The following is a 15,980-nucleotide window of genomic DNA, read 5'->3' on the forward strand; positions in this document are numbered from 1 at the left end:
GATCGCTCACAGCTCCCCCGGGGCGTCGATCTCGCCCTCGATGAGTTGCTCGCGGGAGTCCTCGAGTTCGGTCCTGATCTCGTCGGGAATCTCGTCGCCGATCGACTGCCCGTAGACGACGTCGACGCCGTCGTCTGCGAGCCCGAGCTCCTCGACCTCGCCGCCCTCGAACGTGCCTTCGACGGCGGATTCGATCGCGGTGAACACCGCCCGGTCGACCTGCTTGACCATGCTCGCGAGGATGACGTCGGCGTAGTCGTCCTCGCTCATCGACTGGTCGTCGTCGACGCCAATCGCGAACCGGCCCTCCGACTGGGCCGCCTGGAAGACGCCGACGCCGGTGCGGCCGGCCGCGTGGAAGACGACATCAGCGCCCTGGTCGTACATCAGGCGCGCGGTCTCCTGGCCGGCCGCGGTGTCGTTGAAGTCGCCGACGTAGCTCGAGAGGAGTTCGATGTCGGGGTCGACGTACTCGACGCCGGCCGCAAAGCCGGCGTGGAACGACTCGATCAGCGGCGTTTCGGTCCCGCCGACGAAGCCGACCACCGACTCGTCGGGGTTGGTCGAGCCGTCGCCCGCCGAAAACTCCGTCTGGGTCAGCAGGCCGGCGAGGTGGCCGGCCTGGAACGAGCCGCCGGGCTCGTCGAAGACGTAGCTTCGGACGTTCGGCTCCTCGACGACCGAGTCGACGATGATGAACTCCTGGTCAGGGTAGGCCTCGGCGTTCTCGGCGAGGGCTCCCTCCTGTGCGTAGCCGATACAACAGATCAGATCGTACCGTCCCGATTCGGCGAAGTTCCGCTGCGTGCCGTCGAACTCGCCCTCCGACTCGGGTTCGGCCTGATCGAACAGGATATCGAACTCCTCCTCGGCCTGCATGGCGCCCTGCTGGGCCATGTCGTTGAACGAGTTGTCACCGAGGCCGCCGGAGGCGTAGACCACCCCGACGGTGACGTCCGGATCCCTGCCGGCCTCGTCGAACCCGCTGACGCAGCCGGCCAGCGCGACACAGCCGGTTACCCCGGCCGAGCGCAGAACCTCCCGTCTCTCGCGTGCCATCGTGGTACTGCTAGTCCACGAAGGTGGGTTAAATGGTGCGAAATACTACTCGAGCTTGGACGGACGTGTATCTGGACTGATCGTTGATTACGTTCGATGACTCTCATACGGATTGCTGTACCGAGCTCCCGTCACAACCGCCGCCCGGGTGACGGTCGCGCCGGAACTGACGGACAGTAAACCGTCTCAACGGGTCGCTTCGATCGCCGTCTCGATGACGGTTCGCCCCTCCGCAACCAGGTCGTCGACCTCGTCGCTCTCGGCGTAGAGCCGAACGTAGGGTTCGGTGCCGCTCGGACGGACCAGCAGCCACGAGGCGTCCGCGAACTCGAGGCGGACGCCGTAGCTCGTGTCGACGCTCGCCTCGGGAAACGCCTCCGGGAGGTCGGACTCGAGGCGGGCCATCGCGTCGGCCTTGAGCCGATCGGGACAGTCGACACTGACCTTCCGGTAGGGACGTTCGGTGACCGGCTCCCGCAGCGTAGCGACGCTCCCGGCGTCGGCGACAAGTGCGGCCACGACGCTGGCGCTCGCGACGCCGTCGATCCAGCCGCCGAAGCTCGTGTGGATGTGCTTCCAGGGTTCGGCCGCGAAGACGACCTCGGCGTCGTCCCCGGCCCGATCGCGTTCCCGGGCGATCCCCTCGTGGAGGGCACCCAGGCGGACTCGTTCGACGCGTCCGCCCGCGTCCCGAACCCGCTCGTCGATTCGGGCCGAGGCGTTCGGCGTCGTGACGACGACCGAGTCGGTGGCGTCGCTCGTCTCGGTGTAGTGGGCTGCGGCGAGCGCGAGGACAGTATCCTCGTGGACGACCTCCCCGTCGGGCTCGAGGACGACGAGCCGGTCGGCGTCGCCGTCGTGGGCCAGGCCGAGATCGAAGGCTCCCTCGGCGAGGAACTCGCTGAACTCGGTCAGCGTCTCGGGGGTCGGCTTGCTGTCCCGGCCGGAGAAGTGGCCGTCGACGTTCGCGTTGACGCCGACGACGTCGGCACCGAGGTCGTCGAGTACCTGCGGCGTCGCCAGCGCGCCGACGCCGTTCCCGCAGTCGACGGCGATCGAGAGTCCCGCGAGCGGCGACTCGCCGCCGAACTGGGTGCGAACGTAGTCCGCAACGGCGTTGCGGTACTCGCCGAGGACGTCGGCTCGTTCCGAACGTCCCCACTCCTCCCAGGAAGCAAGCCCGGGGTCGGCAGCACCGACCTGCTCGTCGATCAGCGTCTCCGCGTCGCTGTCGTACTCGACGCCGTCGACGAACAGCTTGATTCCGTTGTCAGTCGGTGGGTTGTGACTCGCGGTGAGCATCACGCCGCGCCGACCTCGAGAGGCGAACGCGAGAGCCGGCGTCGGCAGGCGACCGACGCGACGGACGTCGGCACCGGCGCTCTCGAGGCCGGCCTCCATCGCCGCGGCCAGCGCCGGTCCCGTCTCCCGCCCGTCCCGACCCACAACGAACGTCGTCCCGGACTCGCCCGCGGCCTGGCCGACCGAGAGCGCAAGCGATGGTGAGACGGTCTCGACTGGGCCGCGGATCCCTGCGGTCCCGAACAGTGTCATGGTGGCCCGTTCCGCGAGGAACTACTTATACTGTCTGCCCTCTCGCGGGGCGAGAACTCGAGTGCGCCCTCCAGGAGGACGGTTTCGGCGTGGCCTTGAGGTGTTGCTGGTCTACGAGAAAAGACACGGCAGCCCGTCTCGTACGAACCGCTGTCCGTCGCTTTCCGGCACGGCCGAGAGCCGTACTTCGGTTGTGCCTGTAGATCGGGACAGCAATCCGTCTCAGGCGTCGGGCATCTCGTCGATGAGAACGACCGCCTCGCCGTCGACGACCGCCGCGTCGTCGTCCTCGTCGCGGACGACCGTCTCGAGGCGGTACTGGTTGTTGCCGAGGTCCTCGACGACCTCGACGCGGGCGGAGACCCGATCGCCGATGCCGACGGGGCCGGCGAACTCGAGGTCCTGGGAGAGGTAGATCGTCAGCCCGGGAAGCCGGGCCAGCGCGGCGCTGATCAGTCCCGAAACGAGGGTGCCGTGGACGATGCGCTCGCCGAACCGGGTGTCGGCGGCGAACTCGTCGTCGAGGTGGAGGCGGTTCGTGTCGCCGCTGATCTCGGCGAACGCACGCACGTCGTCGTCGGAAAGTTCCTTCTCGAAGGTGACCTGATCGCCAGGACCGAGTGCCGCCGGATCCTCAACAGTCCGCTCGAAGCTCCAGTCAGCGTCGGCGTACTCGAGGGAGGGGATCGAGGCGTCAGTGTAGTTACCGTTCGATTCCGTCTGGGTCGAATCCATCGCGGCGACGGCGGCGCGGTTGGCCGCGGTCGCACTCCGGAGGACGGATCGGGTCGCGGTGGACCAGGCGTTGGCCAGGGCGCCAAACCCGTTCTCGCCGGCGTTCTGGTGGGACATCTACTCTCGCTATAGGGACGAGCCCGTTATACCTCTTTGGCTGCACAATGCGCGGTTATCCGTGCCGGCGACAGCGTGGTAACGGACGCTTTCGAGTGCCCGAACGAGGGCTCGAGGCGGAAAACCGCACTACGGGGCGATGATGACCCCCGAAGTGCACTCGAAACCATCTACTGCCACTCAATGGTAGAGATCGGAAACTCTTATTAGTGCGGAGCGCATTGACTGTGTTGATGACGGACGACTCCGACCGATCGCCCTGGTTTCCGCCGACGATGTTCGCCGAGCAGATGCAGAACGCGGGCGAGCAGGTCGCCGAATCCCAGCAGGAGATGCTGAAACAGCTGATGGAGGCAAGCTCCGCGAACCCGCTCGAGAACGCCTCGAGCTTCGGTCCGATGAACATGGGAACGGCGACGTTCAAGGCGCGAGTCCAGAGCGGTGGTCGGATCAGTATTCCCGAACCCGAACGGGAAGCCCTCGACATCGAAGAGGGAGATATCGTCCAGACGATCGTCGTTCCCGTCAAACGAAACCGCGAGACAGACCAATGACACAGAACCCATTCACCGCCATGTTTACCGCACAGCGCACCGCCATCGAACAGAGCCAGCAGCTTACCCACGACGCCCTCGAGGCCCAGAAGACGTCCTTCGGCGCCTTCGTCGACGCCGTCGAGTCCTCGAGCTCGGCCGTCGAGACAAACGCCGAGTTCACCAAGGGTGCCGTCGCGGCCTACTTCGACGCCGTCGAGGCGTCGATGCCCGAGGACGGCGTCGACCTCGAGGAGTTCCACTCGCAGTTCGAGGAGAACATCGACGCGATGACCGACGCCCAGCAGGAGTCGATCTCCGCCGTCGCCGAGGCTCTTCACGAGTCCGAGGCCGCCTACGACGAGTTCTCCGCCAGCTACGCCGAGGTCGTCGACACCAGCTTCGACGCCATGCTCGAAGCCCACGAGCAGGCCGAGGAGAACATGTCGGTGATGACCGAGAACGTCGACTCCGTCGCCGAGGAGTTCGACGTTTCGGCGTAACGACCATAGCCTTTTGTCCATACGATCCAATTTTCCCCTACAATGACAGACACACCACCACAGGCGCAGAACTGGAACGCGTTCGCCGAGCAGTGGAACGAGCAGTTCCTCGAGGCGTTCGAGAACAACGTCGAAGCACAGGCCCAATTCGTCGAGAGCTGGGCCGAAACCGTCGGCGAGATGAGCGACGACGCCGAACTCTCCGAGGGCGTCGAGGGCTACGCCCGCGCCTACGAGGCCTGGATGAACGCCTCCCAGCAGATGGTCGAGCGAGCGAACGACCAGCTCGAGGGCGAGGACGTCGAACTCGAGGAGTTCCGTGACGTCTGGCTCAACACGGCAAACGAGGCGTTCAAGGAGGTCATGTCGACGACCGCCTTCGCGAAGATGACCGGCGAGACCGTCGGCGACGTCCTCGAACTCCAGCAGGAGGCCGACGAGGCCGCCGAGGAGACGCTGCACTCGCTCGGCTTCCCGACCGAGGGCGACGTCGTCGAGGTCGGCGACCGTCTCGTCGAGCTCGAGCGCCGCCAGCACGCCGTCGAGGAGAAACTCGACCGCGTTCTCGAGCACCTCGAGGAGCAATGAAGAATCCGTACGCGACCGCCCTGGAGATGCAACGCCAGGCCTGGGAGGGTGCCGCCGGCCTCGCCGAGAAGAGTCAGGTCGCACCCGACCGAACCGAGACCCTCGAGAACGTCGAGGTCGGTCAGACCCCGAGCGAGGTCGTCTACGAGGAGAACAAGCTCCAGTTGCTCCACTACGAGTCGAAGACCGAGGAGCAACACGACATCCCGATCCTCATCGTCTACGCGCTGATCAACAAGCCGTACATCCTCGACCTGCAGCCCGACCGCTCGGTCGTCCAGACGCTGCTCGAGGCCGGCTTCGACGTCTACCTGATCGACTGGGGCGAGCCCTCGAAGCTCGACCGGACGCTCGGACTCGACGACTACGTCAACCGCTACATCGACAACTGCGTCGACGAGGTCCGCGAGCGCTCGGGTCAGGACGCGATCAACGTCCTGGGCTACTGCATGGGCGGGACGATGTCGGCGATGTACGCCGCGCTCCACCCAGAGAAGGTCGAGAACCTCGCGCTGATGGCCGCCGGCCTCTGCTTTGCAGGTGAGGGCGGCGTCCTCGAGCTGTGGGGTAGCGAGGACTACTACGATCCCGAGACGGTCACCGAGACGTTCGACAACGTTCCCGCCGATTTCCTGGACGTCGGATTCGCGCTGATGGATCCCGTCGCGAACAATGTGACGAAGTACGTCCGGTTCTACGACAATATGGAGGACGAGGACTTCGTCGAGAACTTCGGCCGAATGGAGCGGTGGCTCGACGAGGGGATCGACGTCGCCGGCAAGGCCTACGAGGAGTTCATCCGCGACATCTACCAGGAGAACAAGCTGATCGGGAACGAACTCGAGCTGAATGGGAAGCAGGTCGACCTCACCGAGATCAACATGCCCGTCCTCCAGATCGTCGCGGAGTACGACCACCTCATCCCGCCGGAGGCCTCGAAGCCGTTTAACGAGGCCGTCGCCTCCGACGACACCGAAGTCATGGAGTTCGCGACCGGCCACATCGGGATGTCGGTGTCCTCCCGGAGCCACGCCGAACTCTGGCCCGACGTCTGTGAATGGTTCGAGGCCCGCTCGAGCGCCGAGACCGAGGCCGAGCCGGAGACCCCCGAGCCCGACGAACCCGACGCGGCCCTCGCGGGCGACGTCGAGGGTGACGAGACCGGCCTCGACGAGTTCTCCGAGGAGGCCCTCGAGGAGACCGAGGTCGACGATCTCACCGAGATCGACGGCATCGGCCAGTCCTACGCGAACGACCTCGCCGCGGTCGGCATCACCTCGTTCGAGGAATTGGCCGACGCCGACGCCGAGGAGATCGCCGACGAGACCGAGATCGCCGTCGCCCGCCTCGAGGACTGGATCGACCAGGCCGGCGAGCGATAACGTCCGCTGACGTTCCGGCGCAACCGCGCCGCTGCCCTCCCGGCTCCAAGTCGGACACGGCTGTTTTTTATTCACCATAGTAGGGGTCGAAACCCAACAGGTCGTTATATAACAGTCGGTGGTGCAGTGTAGGGTAACGATGTCCATGGAGGGACGTACCTGTATCATCACAGGCTCGGCGCGCGGGATCGGGCGCGGAATCGCGGAACACCTCGGCGAGAAGGGAGCGAACGTCGTCATTAACTACCGGTCGTCGGAGGGGGCCGCACACGAGGCCGTCGAGGCCATCGAGGATGCCGGCGGGCAAGCGATTACGGCCCAGGCCGACGTCTCGATCTCCGAGGAGGTAGAACACATGCGCGACGTCTGCCACGAGGCGTTCGGACCGGCCGACGTCCTCGTCAACAACGCCGGTATTACCGCCGACAAGCAGTTCACCGAGATGTCCCGCGCGGAGTGGGATCGGGTGATGGACGTCAACCTCGGCGGGATGTTCAACTGCACCCAGACGTTTTACGACGACATCTGGAACGCCAACGAGGGACGGCTCATCAACATCTCGAGCGTCGTCGGCAAGCAGGGGAACTTCGGGCAGGCCAACTACGCGACCGCGAAAAGCGGAATGTTCGGCTTCACTCGGACGATTGCACTCGAGTTCGCGCAGGGCGGCTCGACAGCCAACTGCGTCGCGCCCGGCTTTACCCGGACCGACATGGTCGAGAGCGTTCCCGACCAGGTCTTAGAGCGGATCATCTCGGGGATTCCCCTCGAGCGGCTGGCTGAGGTCGAGGACATCGCCGCCGTCGTTCGCTTCCTCGCGAGCGAGGAGTCCTCCTACATTACGGGCGAGGTGATCGACGTCAACGGCGGAATGGACCTGTAGATACCGACTCGCTCGCTTTTTGGTTGCCGTCGATGCATCGATCCTCGAGTGTCGTCTCCGTTTACGGTTCTGTTTGCGTTTTCGTTTGCGTGCCCGTCTGGAGGCGGACGGTGACCGCTCAAATCGTCGTTACACGGGACCGCTCGAAAAACGAACGCGAGGCCGTTCAGCCCGTTCGCTTCTCCTTTGCGAGCACCCGAACGTTCTCGATCCCCGTGTCGGGGTACTGCCCATCGTCGTCCTTCTCGACGGCTTTGACCATATCCCAGACGACGTTCAGGCCCGTCGTGACGCCCTCGAGGGCCTCCATCTCACAGCCCGTCTTTCCGGTGGTCTCGACAGCTACCTCGCACTCGACCCGGTCCTCGCCGAGTTCGAACGCGGTGTCGACGTTCGTAATCGGGATCTGGTGGCACATCGGGATCGTCTCCCAGGTGTGTTTGACCGCCTGGACCGCGCCAATCCGGGCCGTCGCGAGCACGTCGCCCTTACCGATCTCGTCGTCGCGGATCGCCTCGACCGTCGAGGGCCGCAGGCGGATCTCGCCCGCGGCGACCGCGCGTCGTTCGCTGTCGGGTTTGTCGCCGACGTCGACCATCTGCACCTCGCCCTCGTCGGTGGTATGCGTGAGTTCCTCGGCACCGGAGTCGTCGCCGCTCCGCGGGTCCGGGTTCGTTCCCTCGGCAGGGGACGGATCCTCACTCATCGTCACCACCCCACAGCACCGCGGGAAGCTCCTCGAGCAGTTCCGACGCCAAGTAGCCGTGGTCGTGGCGCTCGGCGAGACGTTCGCCGGCGAGCCCGTTGACCTGGGCGCCCGCCGCGGCGGCGTCCATCGGCTCGGCGTACTCGAGCAGCGCTGCGACGATTCCGGCGAGCGTGTCGCCGGTGCCGCCGACCTTCATCCCGACCGTCCCCGAGCGACTGATCCGCGTTCGCTCGCCGTCGGTGATCACGTCGTTTTCGCCCTTCGCGAGGACGAGATGACCGAGATCCGCGGCGAAGCTCTCGATCTCGTCGGCAACCGCGGCCAGGTCGTCGGTGTCGGGCCCGCCCATCCGCGCGAGTTCACCGCGGTTCGGTGTACAGACCAGCGTCGCGTCGGTTTCGATCTCCGGGACGACCTCGAGGGCGTCCGCGTCGACGACCGCCGTCCCCGAGTACGACGAGAGGAACTCCGTCGTTGCCTCGAGCGTCTCCTCATCGGTGCCTAGGCCGGGACCGATGACGACGACGTTGTCGTACTCCTCGGCGGTCTCGAGGAGGTCCGCGGCCACGTCGGGCGTGAGGATCTCGTTCTCGTAGGGCTGGACGATGAGATCCTCGGCGTACCCCTGAATCTCGCCGGCGACGGACTCGGGCGCGGCGACGAAGGCGAGTTCGGCGCCCGCCCGCAGCGCGGCCTGGGAAGCGAGGGCGGGCGCGCCGGTGTAGGGGCCGCCGCCGATGACGTACGGTCGGCCCTCGCGGCCGTCGGGACGAGCGAGGGAGATGTCGCCGGGGCCGACGTCCCGCTCGGCAGCCGCGGGGATGCCGATGTCGGCGACCGCGAGTTCGGCCTCGAGCTCGGCGAGGCCGGGCTTCGCGTCGTGGAAGGTGACGACCCGATCCGCCTGGACGGCGTTGTCGGCGATCTCCTCCCTGTCGGCGTCGAACCCCGAGGGGACATCGACGGCGACGACGGTCACGTCGGCCGTGTTGATCGCCTCGGCCGCGGTCGCGGCGGGTTCGCGGAGGTCGCCGCTAATCCCCGTTCCGAGCATCGCGTCGACGACGACATCGCAGTCGGGCAGGTCGAACCCGCTCGAGTCCGTGATCTCTCGCGTGTCGTAGCCCGCGTTCTGCAGGGCGCTCCAGTTCTCGCGAGCGATGTCGGTGCCGATTCGGTCGGCGCGTCCGAGCAGGAGCGTGGTGACGTCGTACTTCTCCAAGAACCGAACGGCCACGAACGCGTCCCCGCCGTTGTTCCCGCGTCCGGCGACGACGGCAACGCTCGAGCCCGGCTCCGCGACTTCGCGGACCGCTCGCGCGACCGCGTTCCCGCTCGACTCCATCAGCTGCTTCTGCGAGACGCCCAGTGCTGCGGCGTTCTCGTCGACGGCGGCCATCCGTTCGCCCGTGATCATGACCGTTCGTTTGCGGGGGCCGCCGTTGAAGATTGCGGACGAAACGCTCAATCGGGTTGCGTTCGTACGTCGGCCGTGAACGTCTTCTGGCTCGACGAGGACCCCCGGCTCGCGGCGCGGTACCACTGCGACGAGCACGTCAACAAGCTACTGCTCGAGGCCGCGCAGGTGCTGTGTACCGCGGCCCGCGAGAACGGCCGGGACGACGAGTTTCTGTACGCGGCGACCCACACCGGGCATCCCGTCACCGAGTGGGCGACGGAGTCGCGGGCGAACTGGCTTCGCCTGCGCGAACACGCCGAGGCACTCAACGCGGAGTTCGTCGAGCGCTACGAGAAGGACGGCGATCACGCCAGCTGGGACGTTATCGAGCAAATCGACCCCGACGAAATCGAATTTCCTACGGAGGAGCCGACGCCGCGCCCGCAGGCGATGCCCGACGAGTACAAACGGCCCGACGACCCCGTCGCGGCCTACCGGACGTACTACGCGGGCGAGAAGGCCGAGTGGGCCACCTGGGCTCACACCGACGAACCGCCGTGGCTCGCCGACCACCTCGAGGAACTCGGCGCGCAGACCGAGCGCCGTAGTCAGTAGCGAATCTCGAACCCGTCCTCGCCCTGCGGGTCCTCGTACTCGACCTCGACGTCGTCAACGTCGGCCGCGGGGCTCCCCTCGTGACAGAACTCGAGCATCGACTCGACCGCGCTCTCGGGACCCTCGAACGCCGCCTCGACCCGGCCGTCCTCGAGGTTTTTGACCCAGCCGTCGACGCCTTCCTCGCGGGCCGTGTCGCGAGTCGTCGCGCGGTAGTAAACGCCCTGTACGTTTCCGGAAACGAAGACGTGTGCCCGGGTCCGGTCCGTCATGTGCATGGCGTCGTCGTCGATCGGGAAAAATCCAGCCGTCCGGCCTGCGAGTCGTGGCCTCGAACCGATACCGAAAGAACCCTCGAGCGACAACCGATAGCAGATGGGTCCCATCGAACGCTTCGAGGAGGAGTATCTCGACGTCTCGACGAGCCGCGCGACGGTCCGGGAGCTGCTCGAGCTGTTCGTCGGCGCCGTACTGTTCGTCCTCGTCGCCGGCGCGCTGACGTGGTACCTGCTGGACGCGACGATCGCGACGTACGTCGCCGCGGGACTCGCTATCGTGTTCGCGATTACGATCGTTTCACAGGCGTACTGGGCGATTACCGGACGAAATGATTACCGTGAGTGAAACTATTCTCGAGTTCGCAGGTGGTGAAAGACGTACGTCTGCGTGTAGCCAGCGTACTCGCCGCCGAACCGTTCACGGAGCGCTCTCGAGGTCTCGTCGTAAGAACCCCGGTCGCAGTCGGGGTAGTACTCCTCGATCGCGGTCCGAAGCCAGGTGTCGATCGGCACTGCCTGGTCGAAGTTGAGCGAGAACAACAGGACGCAGTCCGCGACCTTGTCGCCGACGCCGACGAACCGTTTCAGCGACTCGCGGGCGGCCTCGTACGCGAGGTCTCGGGCCTCCTCGGGGTGAGCCTCGCCGTCGGCGACCATCTCCGCGGTGCGAACGACGTACGGCGCGCGATACCCCAGTCCTAACTCGCGTAACTCGTCCTCGGTCGCCGTCGCGAGCCGTTCCGGGGTCGGAAAGGCGTGATAGGTCTCGCCGTCGAACGTGATCGGCTCGCCGTACTCGCGGGCCAGCGTCGACACCATTCCGTGGATGCGGCTCACCCGCATCTGGGCCGAGCAGATGAACGAGATCAGGGTGCCAAAGGAGGGGTCGTCGACGAGTCGGAGCCCCCGGTGGGCCTCGTAGGCCTCGTCTAACAGCGGATCGTCTGGTGCGGCTGCGACGATCGCCTCGAGGTCGTCCTCGAGACGAAGCAGCCGCCGAACGAGCGGGTCGGCGTCGATCGACGACTCCCACTCGAGGACGCCATCTCGACTCCGGACACGGACGACGGCGCCGTCGACGACGGTGTAGTACCACTCGTCGGGCGCCGGCTCGCCGCCGTACATCTCGCCGTCGGTACGCCGCCAGAGGTAGGTTTGCCCGCTCTCGAGCGTGCGGTACAGATCGAGTCCGCCGGAGAGCTCCTCGAGTTCGATTTCGCCGGTCTCCATCCGTCGGAGTCTTCGGGAGCGACGGCTTGGGCCTTTCGGAGCGAAACCGGTCTCGACCGAGACCTGCACGGCGAATCGGCGACCGGGGCGAACCTTGATACTGTAGGCGACAGTACGTTTTCGTATGCACTGCAGGGTTGTCGTCGAGGCTGCCGTTCCGGTGTTCGACGTCGAGACGGAAGACGAGGCGATCCGTATCGCCATCTCGAAGACCGGCGAGATGTTGAACCCTGACCTGAACTACGTGGAGATCAACATGGGCGAGCGAACCTCCCCAGAGGGAGAGGAGCTGCCACCGGCGTTTATCGCAGCCGACGAGGCACTGGTCGCGCTCGAACTCGAGATGACCGTGTTCAACGTCGAGCGCGAGGAACACGCTTCCCGGATCGCCCGCAAGGAGATCGGTCAGCGCCTCGAGAACATCCCGCTCGAGGTACTCGAGGTCGAGACGATCGAGGACGAGGACAACGAGGAGGACTCGGAAACGGAGTCGACGGACTCGAACGAGGCGACAGACGAGGGCAACGGCGATGACGACGCGAAAACGGACGAGGACGACGAGGAGATCCTGCCGGAGTTCGAGGACCTCGTCGAGTAAGCCGGGTTTCGATCAGTTCAGTTCGATTCAGGAGCCCGAACAGAGACGAAACGATAAGAAACGGTCTCACCAGTAGCCGGTAACGATCGAAGGAGACGTCGTGACAACTAGTCTGCAGTGGCGGCGACTGCTTCCTGCTCGTCCTCGCGCATGTTGGTGGTGATTCCGCCTGCAAGTGCAAATACAGCGGCCTTGTGGTCAGTTTTCGACTTGTGGATCGATGTCGGTCGAATACCGCGCGACTCGTACTCCTCGAGGTCGATCTGACAGTTTTCCCACTCCGCACACTGGTTGGATACCTCCGCAAGAAGTCCGTGAAGGTGAATGAGCTCCTGTTTCTTCATAACCATCCATTCCTATCCGCTGCAGGGTTATATTATTATCTTGAGTCTCGTTAGCACGACCCTGGAGCCGCATTCGGCACGTATCACGTTCGAGAACGGATTCAACCACCGTAGAACCGCCTGGAAACTCCCGGAAAGGACCGACTACAACAGCACAATTCGATTCGTAACTGGATATTTCTGTTCACTCTCGTAGGAGTATTTTGTTGATTATTAAACTTTCATCTATTCATGAACGTTCTGGCGAGGGCGGACGGGAAAATTGAAACGGTCGTCGTCGGTTAACCGAGCTGTTTCAACGTCTGCAGGTCACGGTCGGTCCGAGTAAACTCCGCGGTCCGACGGGACGCATGACAGTTCGGACAGTGGAACATCTCCGCAGGATCTGGAAGTTCGCTGGGGGACACCTGCCAGTCTTTGGCACACTCGGGACACAACAACTGAACGGTCGTTTCGTCCATGACACACCGTTTCACACCGGAGATGAAAAGCTTTGTCGCAGTCGCACTCCGGGTGCGAAATCCGCAGCCGAGAACCAGCTCCCAACGACGACGTCTGTTAGGCCGGGGCCGCCGAGTCGGAGGCCTCGAGCAGTTCCTTGTACCGGTTGCGGATGGTGACCTCGGAGATGCTGGCGACCTCGCTGACGTCGTTCTGTGTGACCTTCTCGTTGGTGAGCAGGGCCGCGGCGTAGACGGCGGCGGCCGCGAGCCCGACCGGCGACTTGCCGCTGTGGACGCCCTCCTGTCGGGCCGAGTCGAGCAGTTCGCGAGCCATGCGCTCGGTCTCGTCGGAGAGGTCGAGGTCGCTGACGAACCGCGGCACGTAGTGTTCGGGATCGGCGGGCTTGACCTCCAGTCCAAGTTCCCGGATCACGTAGCGGTACGTGCGGGTCAGCTCCATCTTGTCGACGCGGCTGACTGCGGAGATCTCGTCGAGGCTCCGGGGGGTGCCGGCCTGCCGAGCCGCGGCGTACAGCGCGGCGGTTGCGACGCCCTCGATCGATCGGCCGGGCAGCAGATCCTCCTCGAGGGCCCGCCGGTAGATGACGCTTGCTGTCTCGCGGACGTTCTCGGGGAGGCCGAGTGCACTGGCCATGCGGTCGATCTCGCCGAGGGCCTGCTTGAGGTTGCGTTCCTTGGAGTCGCGGGTGCGGAAGCGCTCGTTCCAGGTTCGAAGACGCTGCATCTTCTGGCGCTGGCGACTCGAGAGCGAGCGGCCGTAGGCGTCCTTGTCCTGCCAGCCGATGTTCGTCGACAGTCCCTGGTCGTGCATCATGTTCGTCGTCGGGGCGCCGACACGGGACTTCTCGTCCTTCTCGGCGGCGTCGAAGGCGCGCCACTCGGGGCCGCGGTCGATCTCGTCTTCCTCGACGACGAGCCCGCAGTCCTGACATACCGTCTCGGCGTGCTCGGTGTCCGAGATGACCCGGCCACCACACTCCGGACACTGCTCCTTTTCGCCCTGTTCCGTTCGCGTCTCCTCCTCGGTCGTCGTCTCGTCCTCTCGGGTGTAGGTTCGAATGTTGTCTGTCATGGTTGGGATGGTTACTCGGGGCTACCGGGTGGGGGTGCCAGAAGAAACCCGGCTGCCTCAGTTAACATATTGTAAGACCGTAACCCATATAAAGATTTCGCCTACGTTATAAACTGACCGGTACTTTTGGTATATACGTTTCGGTTACATAGTGATTGATCGTGTACGTCTCCCGAGCTACTCGACGGTAAACAGATGGCCCTCCGTCGGCACCTCGAAGAGGCCGATCCGAGCGCCCGCATCGAGCCAGGCGTGACCGTACGAGAACGACGCGAGCGCGTTGACGGGGTCGCCCTGCTCGCGGAAGTGGCGACCGTCCTCGAGGTAGGACGCCGCCATCCCGTAACAGTCCTCTGCAGCGTCGGCCATCGGTGTTCCGCCCGGCGGCGCGATCGACGCCGCCTCGAGCGCCTCCGCGAGCAGTTCGCCGTACCGGTCCGTCTTCTCCTCGAGGTCCGCGGTCATGGTCGGGTCTCGTCGCTCGAGACCGTAAGTGCGTCGTCAAGCGTCGGAAACGGAACGATATGCCTTTCCGAATGGCCAAGAGACGAGTTGGGAATGCGACTTCTCCAGGTGCTCGTTCCCGACGAGAGGCGGAGCGAAGCACTTCGGGTTCTCGACGACGAGGGGCTCGACTACGTTCGAACCAGCGAGTGCAGCAAGGACGTCGACGCCGAACTGATCACGCTGCCGGTTCCGACCCAGGCCGTCGACCACGTGCTGACCTCCCTGCGGGAGGCCGGGATCGAAGACGAGTTCATCGTCGTCTCCGCGATCGAAACCGCCCGCACGCCCCGAATCGAGGAGCTCGAGGAGCGGTTCGTCAACGGCCGCGAGGAGGACGACAGCATCGCCAAAGCGGAGATCCGGTCGAAGGCGTTGAATATGACGCCGGGCCCCGTCACCTACTACGCGATGACCCTGCTGAGCGCGATCGTGGCGACCGCAGGCTTGCTGCTCGATTCGCCCGCCGTCGTCGTCGGCTCGATGGTGATCGCGCCACAGATCAGTGCGGCACTGACCGGGACCGTCGGACTCGTCCTCGACGATCGCCGAATGTTCGTCGACGGGGTATCGGCGATGGTAATCGGACTGCTCGCGGCGATGCTCGGGGCGTTTGCGTTCGCCTGGTTGGTCCGAACTGGCGGCGTCGTTCCGGGCACTATCGACATCACGGCGATCGAGCAGGTCCAGAACCGGATCTCCCCGGGACTGCTCGCGCTCGTGGTGGGCGTCTGTGCCGGCGCCGCGGGCGCGTTCGGGCTCGCGACGGCGATTCCGGTCTCGCTGGTCGGCGTGATGATCGCCGCCGCGCTCATTCCGGCGGCTGCGGCGGTCGGCATCGGGCTCGCCTGGGGCGATGCTGGCGTCGCGATCGGCGCGTTCGTCTTGGTCGCGATCAACGCCACCTCGATCCTGCTCGCTGGACTCGTCGTTTTCTGGTATCTCGGCTACCGGCCCGACGGGTGGACTCGCGGTAACCTCCGGGCGAACATCACCAAGGATCGACTCAGCACGGTCGCCGTCATGGCCCTCATTAGTATCGTAGTGTTGGCCGGCGCCGGCGTCGTGCTCGGCCAACACGTCGTCTTCGAAAGCGAGGTCAACGACGAAGTTCGATCGGTACTCGACGACGACGAGTACGAGGAACTCGAACTGGTCGAACTCGAGACGGAGTTCTACGACGGCGGTGCGATCAGCAACGAGACGGGCGTAACCGTCGCCGTTCGACGCCCCGCCGACGTCCCGTATCCCGATCTCGCGACGACCCTCGAGGACCGCCTCGAAGCAGAGACGGATCACGAGGTGTCCGTTATCCTCGAGTTCATCGAGGGAGCGGCTGCGGACGGGTAGACCGGTTGTACGCCGCGAGCGGCGCTGGGAACGCAAGGGGTTTAGGTCCAGTTTCCTAACAAC

At 65.1% G+C, this 15,980-nt stretch carries 20 protein-coding genes; 9 read left to right on the forward strand and 11 right to left on the reverse strand.

The window, feature by feature from the left end; translation table 11 throughout:
* Nucleotides 1-6 precede the first annotated feature (6 nt).
* From QA600_RS10220 to QA600_RS10230, 3 genes are all read right to left on the reverse strand, one after another.
* Nucleotides 7-1,059: a BMP family ABC transporter substrate-binding protein gene (locus tag QA600_RS10220; RefSeq protein ID WP_278291833.1), complete on the reverse strand. Its 1,053-nt coding sequence runs from the start codon at nucleotides 1,057-1,059 to the stop codon at nucleotides 7-9.
* Between the two features lie 186 nt (nucleotides 1,060-1,245).
* Complete coding sequence (locus tag QA600_RS10225) at nucleotides 1,246-2,613, reverse strand: phosphomannomutase (RefSeq protein ID WP_278291834.1); 1,368 nt, start codon at nucleotides 2,611-2,613, stop codon at nucleotides 1,246-1,248.
* Nucleotides 2,614-2,835: 222 nt separating this feature from the next.
* Nucleotides 2,836-3,465: a MaoC family dehydratase gene (locus QA600_RS10230; protein WP_278291835.1), complete on the reverse strand. Its 630-nt coding sequence runs from the start codon at nucleotides 3,463-3,465 to the stop codon at nucleotides 2,836-2,838.
* 233 nt (nucleotides 3,466-3,698) lie between these two features.
* Here QA600_RS10230 and QA600_RS10235 point away from each other — a divergent pair, with 233 nt between their 5' ends.
* From QA600_RS10235 to QA600_RS10255, 5 genes are all read left to right on the forward strand, one after another.
* A complete protein-coding gene (locus tag QA600_RS10235) occupies nucleotides 3,699-4,019 on the forward strand; it encodes an AbrB/MazE/SpoVT family DNA-binding domain-containing protein (protein ID WP_005555868.1) in 321 nt (106 codons plus the stop codon).
* The gene (locus QA600_RS10240) at nucleotides 4,016-4,501 is read left to right on the forward strand and encodes a hypothetical protein (protein WP_278291836.1); all 486 of its coding nucleotides are present in this window, start codon (nucleotides 4,016-4,018) and stop codon (nucleotides 4,499-4,501) included. The genes QA600_RS10235 and QA600_RS10240 overlap by 4 nt, the downstream gene beginning before the upstream one ends.
* Nucleotides 4,502-4,543: 42 nt before the next feature.
* Complete coding sequence (locus QA600_RS10245; protein WP_278291837.1) at nucleotides 4,544-5,089, forward strand: poly(R)-hydroxyalkanoic acid synthase subunit PhaE; 546 nt, start codon at nucleotides 4,544-4,546, stop codon at nucleotides 5,087-5,089.
* Entirely contained in the window at nucleotides 5,086-6,471 is a 1,386-nt protein-coding gene (gene phaC, locus QA600_RS10250) for a class III poly(R)-hydroxyalkanoic acid synthase subunit PhaC (RefSeq protein ID WP_278291838.1), read from the forward strand. The genes QA600_RS10245 and phaC overlap by 4 nt, the downstream gene beginning before the upstream one ends.
* Before the next feature lie 139 nt (nucleotides 6,472-6,610).
* Nucleotides 6,611-7,354 (forward strand): beta-ketoacyl-ACP reductase, encoded by a 744-nt coding sequence (locus QA600_RS10255; protein WP_278291839.1) that lies wholly within the window; start codon nucleotides 6,611-6,613, stop codon nucleotides 7,352-7,354.
* A 166-nt stretch (nucleotides 7,355-7,520) separates the two neighbouring features.
* On the opposite strand, the gene moaC is transcribed toward QA600_RS10255, so the two are convergent.
* The gene (gene moaC, locus QA600_RS10260; RefSeq protein WP_278291840.1) at nucleotides 7,521-8,060 is read right to left on the reverse strand and encodes a cyclic pyranopterin monophosphate synthase MoaC; all 540 of its coding nucleotides are present in this window, start codon (nucleotides 8,058-8,060) and stop codon (nucleotides 7,521-7,523) included.
* On the reverse strand, nucleotides 8,053-9,480 hold the full coding sequence (locus QA600_RS10265; RefSeq protein ID WP_278291885.1) for an NAD(P)H-hydrate dehydratase: 1,428 nt from the start codon (nucleotides 9,478-9,480) through the stop codon (nucleotides 8,053-8,055). Before QA600_RS10265 ends, moaC begins: the two co-directional genes overlap by 8 nt.
* A 75-nt stretch (nucleotides 9,481-9,555) precedes the next feature.
* On the opposite strand from QA600_RS10265, the gene QA600_RS10270 reads away from it, so the two are divergent.
* Complete coding sequence (locus tag QA600_RS10270; RefSeq protein WP_278291841.1) at nucleotides 9,556-10,077, forward strand: hypothetical protein; 522 nt, start codon at nucleotides 9,556-9,558, stop codon at nucleotides 10,075-10,077.
* Here the strand turns inward: QA600_RS10270 and QA600_RS10275 are convergent.
* Nucleotides 10,071-10,349 (reverse strand): acylphosphatase, encoded by a 279-nt coding sequence (locus QA600_RS10275; RefSeq protein WP_278291842.1) that lies wholly within the window; start codon nucleotides 10,347-10,349, stop codon nucleotides 10,071-10,073. The two genes, QA600_RS10270 and QA600_RS10275, sit on opposite strands and share 7 nt — an antisense overlap.
* A gap of 103 nt (nucleotides 10,350-10,452) precedes the next feature.
* Here QA600_RS10275 and QA600_RS10280 point away from each other — a divergent pair, with 103 nt between their 5' ends.
* Complete coding sequence (locus QA600_RS10280) at nucleotides 10,453-10,701, forward strand: hypothetical protein (protein ID WP_278291844.1); 249 nt, start codon at nucleotides 10,453-10,455, stop codon at nucleotides 10,699-10,701.
* 2 nt (nucleotides 10,702-10,703) lie between these two features.
* Here the strand turns inward: QA600_RS10280 and QA600_RS10285 are convergent, their stop codons facing one another.
* Nucleotides 10,704-11,585: a DNA glycosylase gene (locus QA600_RS10285; RefSeq protein WP_278291845.1), complete on the reverse strand. Its 882-nt coding sequence runs from the start codon at nucleotides 11,583-11,585 to the stop codon at nucleotides 10,704-10,706.
* Between the two features lie 124 nt (nucleotides 11,586-11,709).
* Here QA600_RS10285 and QA600_RS10290 point away from each other — a divergent pair, with 124 nt between their 5' ends.
* Nucleotides 11,710-12,183 carry a DUF555 domain-containing protein gene (locus QA600_RS10290; protein ID WP_278291846.1) on the forward strand — a complete coding sequence of 158 codons (474 nt, stop codon included), beginning with the start codon at nucleotides 11,710-11,712 and terminating at the stop codon, nucleotides 12,181-12,183.
* A gap of 107 nt (nucleotides 12,184-12,290) precedes the next feature.
* On the opposite strand, the gene QA600_RS10295 is transcribed toward QA600_RS10290, so the two are convergent.
* From QA600_RS10295 to QA600_RS10310, 4 genes are all read right to left on the reverse strand, one after another.
* On the reverse strand, nucleotides 12,291-12,527 hold the full coding sequence (locus tag QA600_RS10295) for a UPF0058 family protein (RefSeq protein ID WP_005555888.1): 237 nt from the start codon (nucleotides 12,525-12,527) through the stop codon (nucleotides 12,291-12,293).
* A gap of 281 nt (nucleotides 12,528-12,808) precedes the next feature.
* A complete protein-coding gene (locus QA600_RS10300) occupies nucleotides 12,809-12,988 on the reverse strand; it encodes a hypothetical protein (RefSeq protein WP_278291847.1) in 180 nt (59 codons plus the stop codon).
* 97 nt (nucleotides 12,989-13,085) lie between these two features.
* Entirely contained in the window at nucleotides 13,086-14,063 is a 978-nt protein-coding gene (locus QA600_RS10305; RefSeq protein WP_278291848.1) for a transcription initiation factor IIB, read from the reverse strand.
* A 177-nt stretch (nucleotides 14,064-14,240) separates the two neighbouring features.
* Nucleotides 14,241-14,528 carry a DUF357 domain-containing protein gene (locus QA600_RS10310; RefSeq protein WP_278291849.1) on the reverse strand — a complete coding sequence of 96 codons (288 nt, stop codon included), beginning with the start codon at nucleotides 14,526-14,528 and terminating at the stop codon, nucleotides 14,241-14,243.
* 93 nt (nucleotides 14,529-14,621) lie between these two features.
* On the opposite strand from QA600_RS10310, the gene QA600_RS10315 reads away from it, so the two are divergent.
* A complete protein-coding gene (locus tag QA600_RS10315; RefSeq protein WP_278291850.1) occupies nucleotides 14,622-15,917 on the forward strand; it encodes a TIGR00341 family protein in 1,296 nt (431 codons plus the stop codon).
* Nucleotides 15,918-15,980: the final 63 nt, after the last annotated feature.

Origin of the sequence: Natronococcus sp. A-GB1 (assembly GCF_029688845.1) — an archaeon.
Classification (GTDB): Archaea; Halobacteriota; Halobacteria; order Halobacteriales; family Natrialbaceae; genus Natronococcus.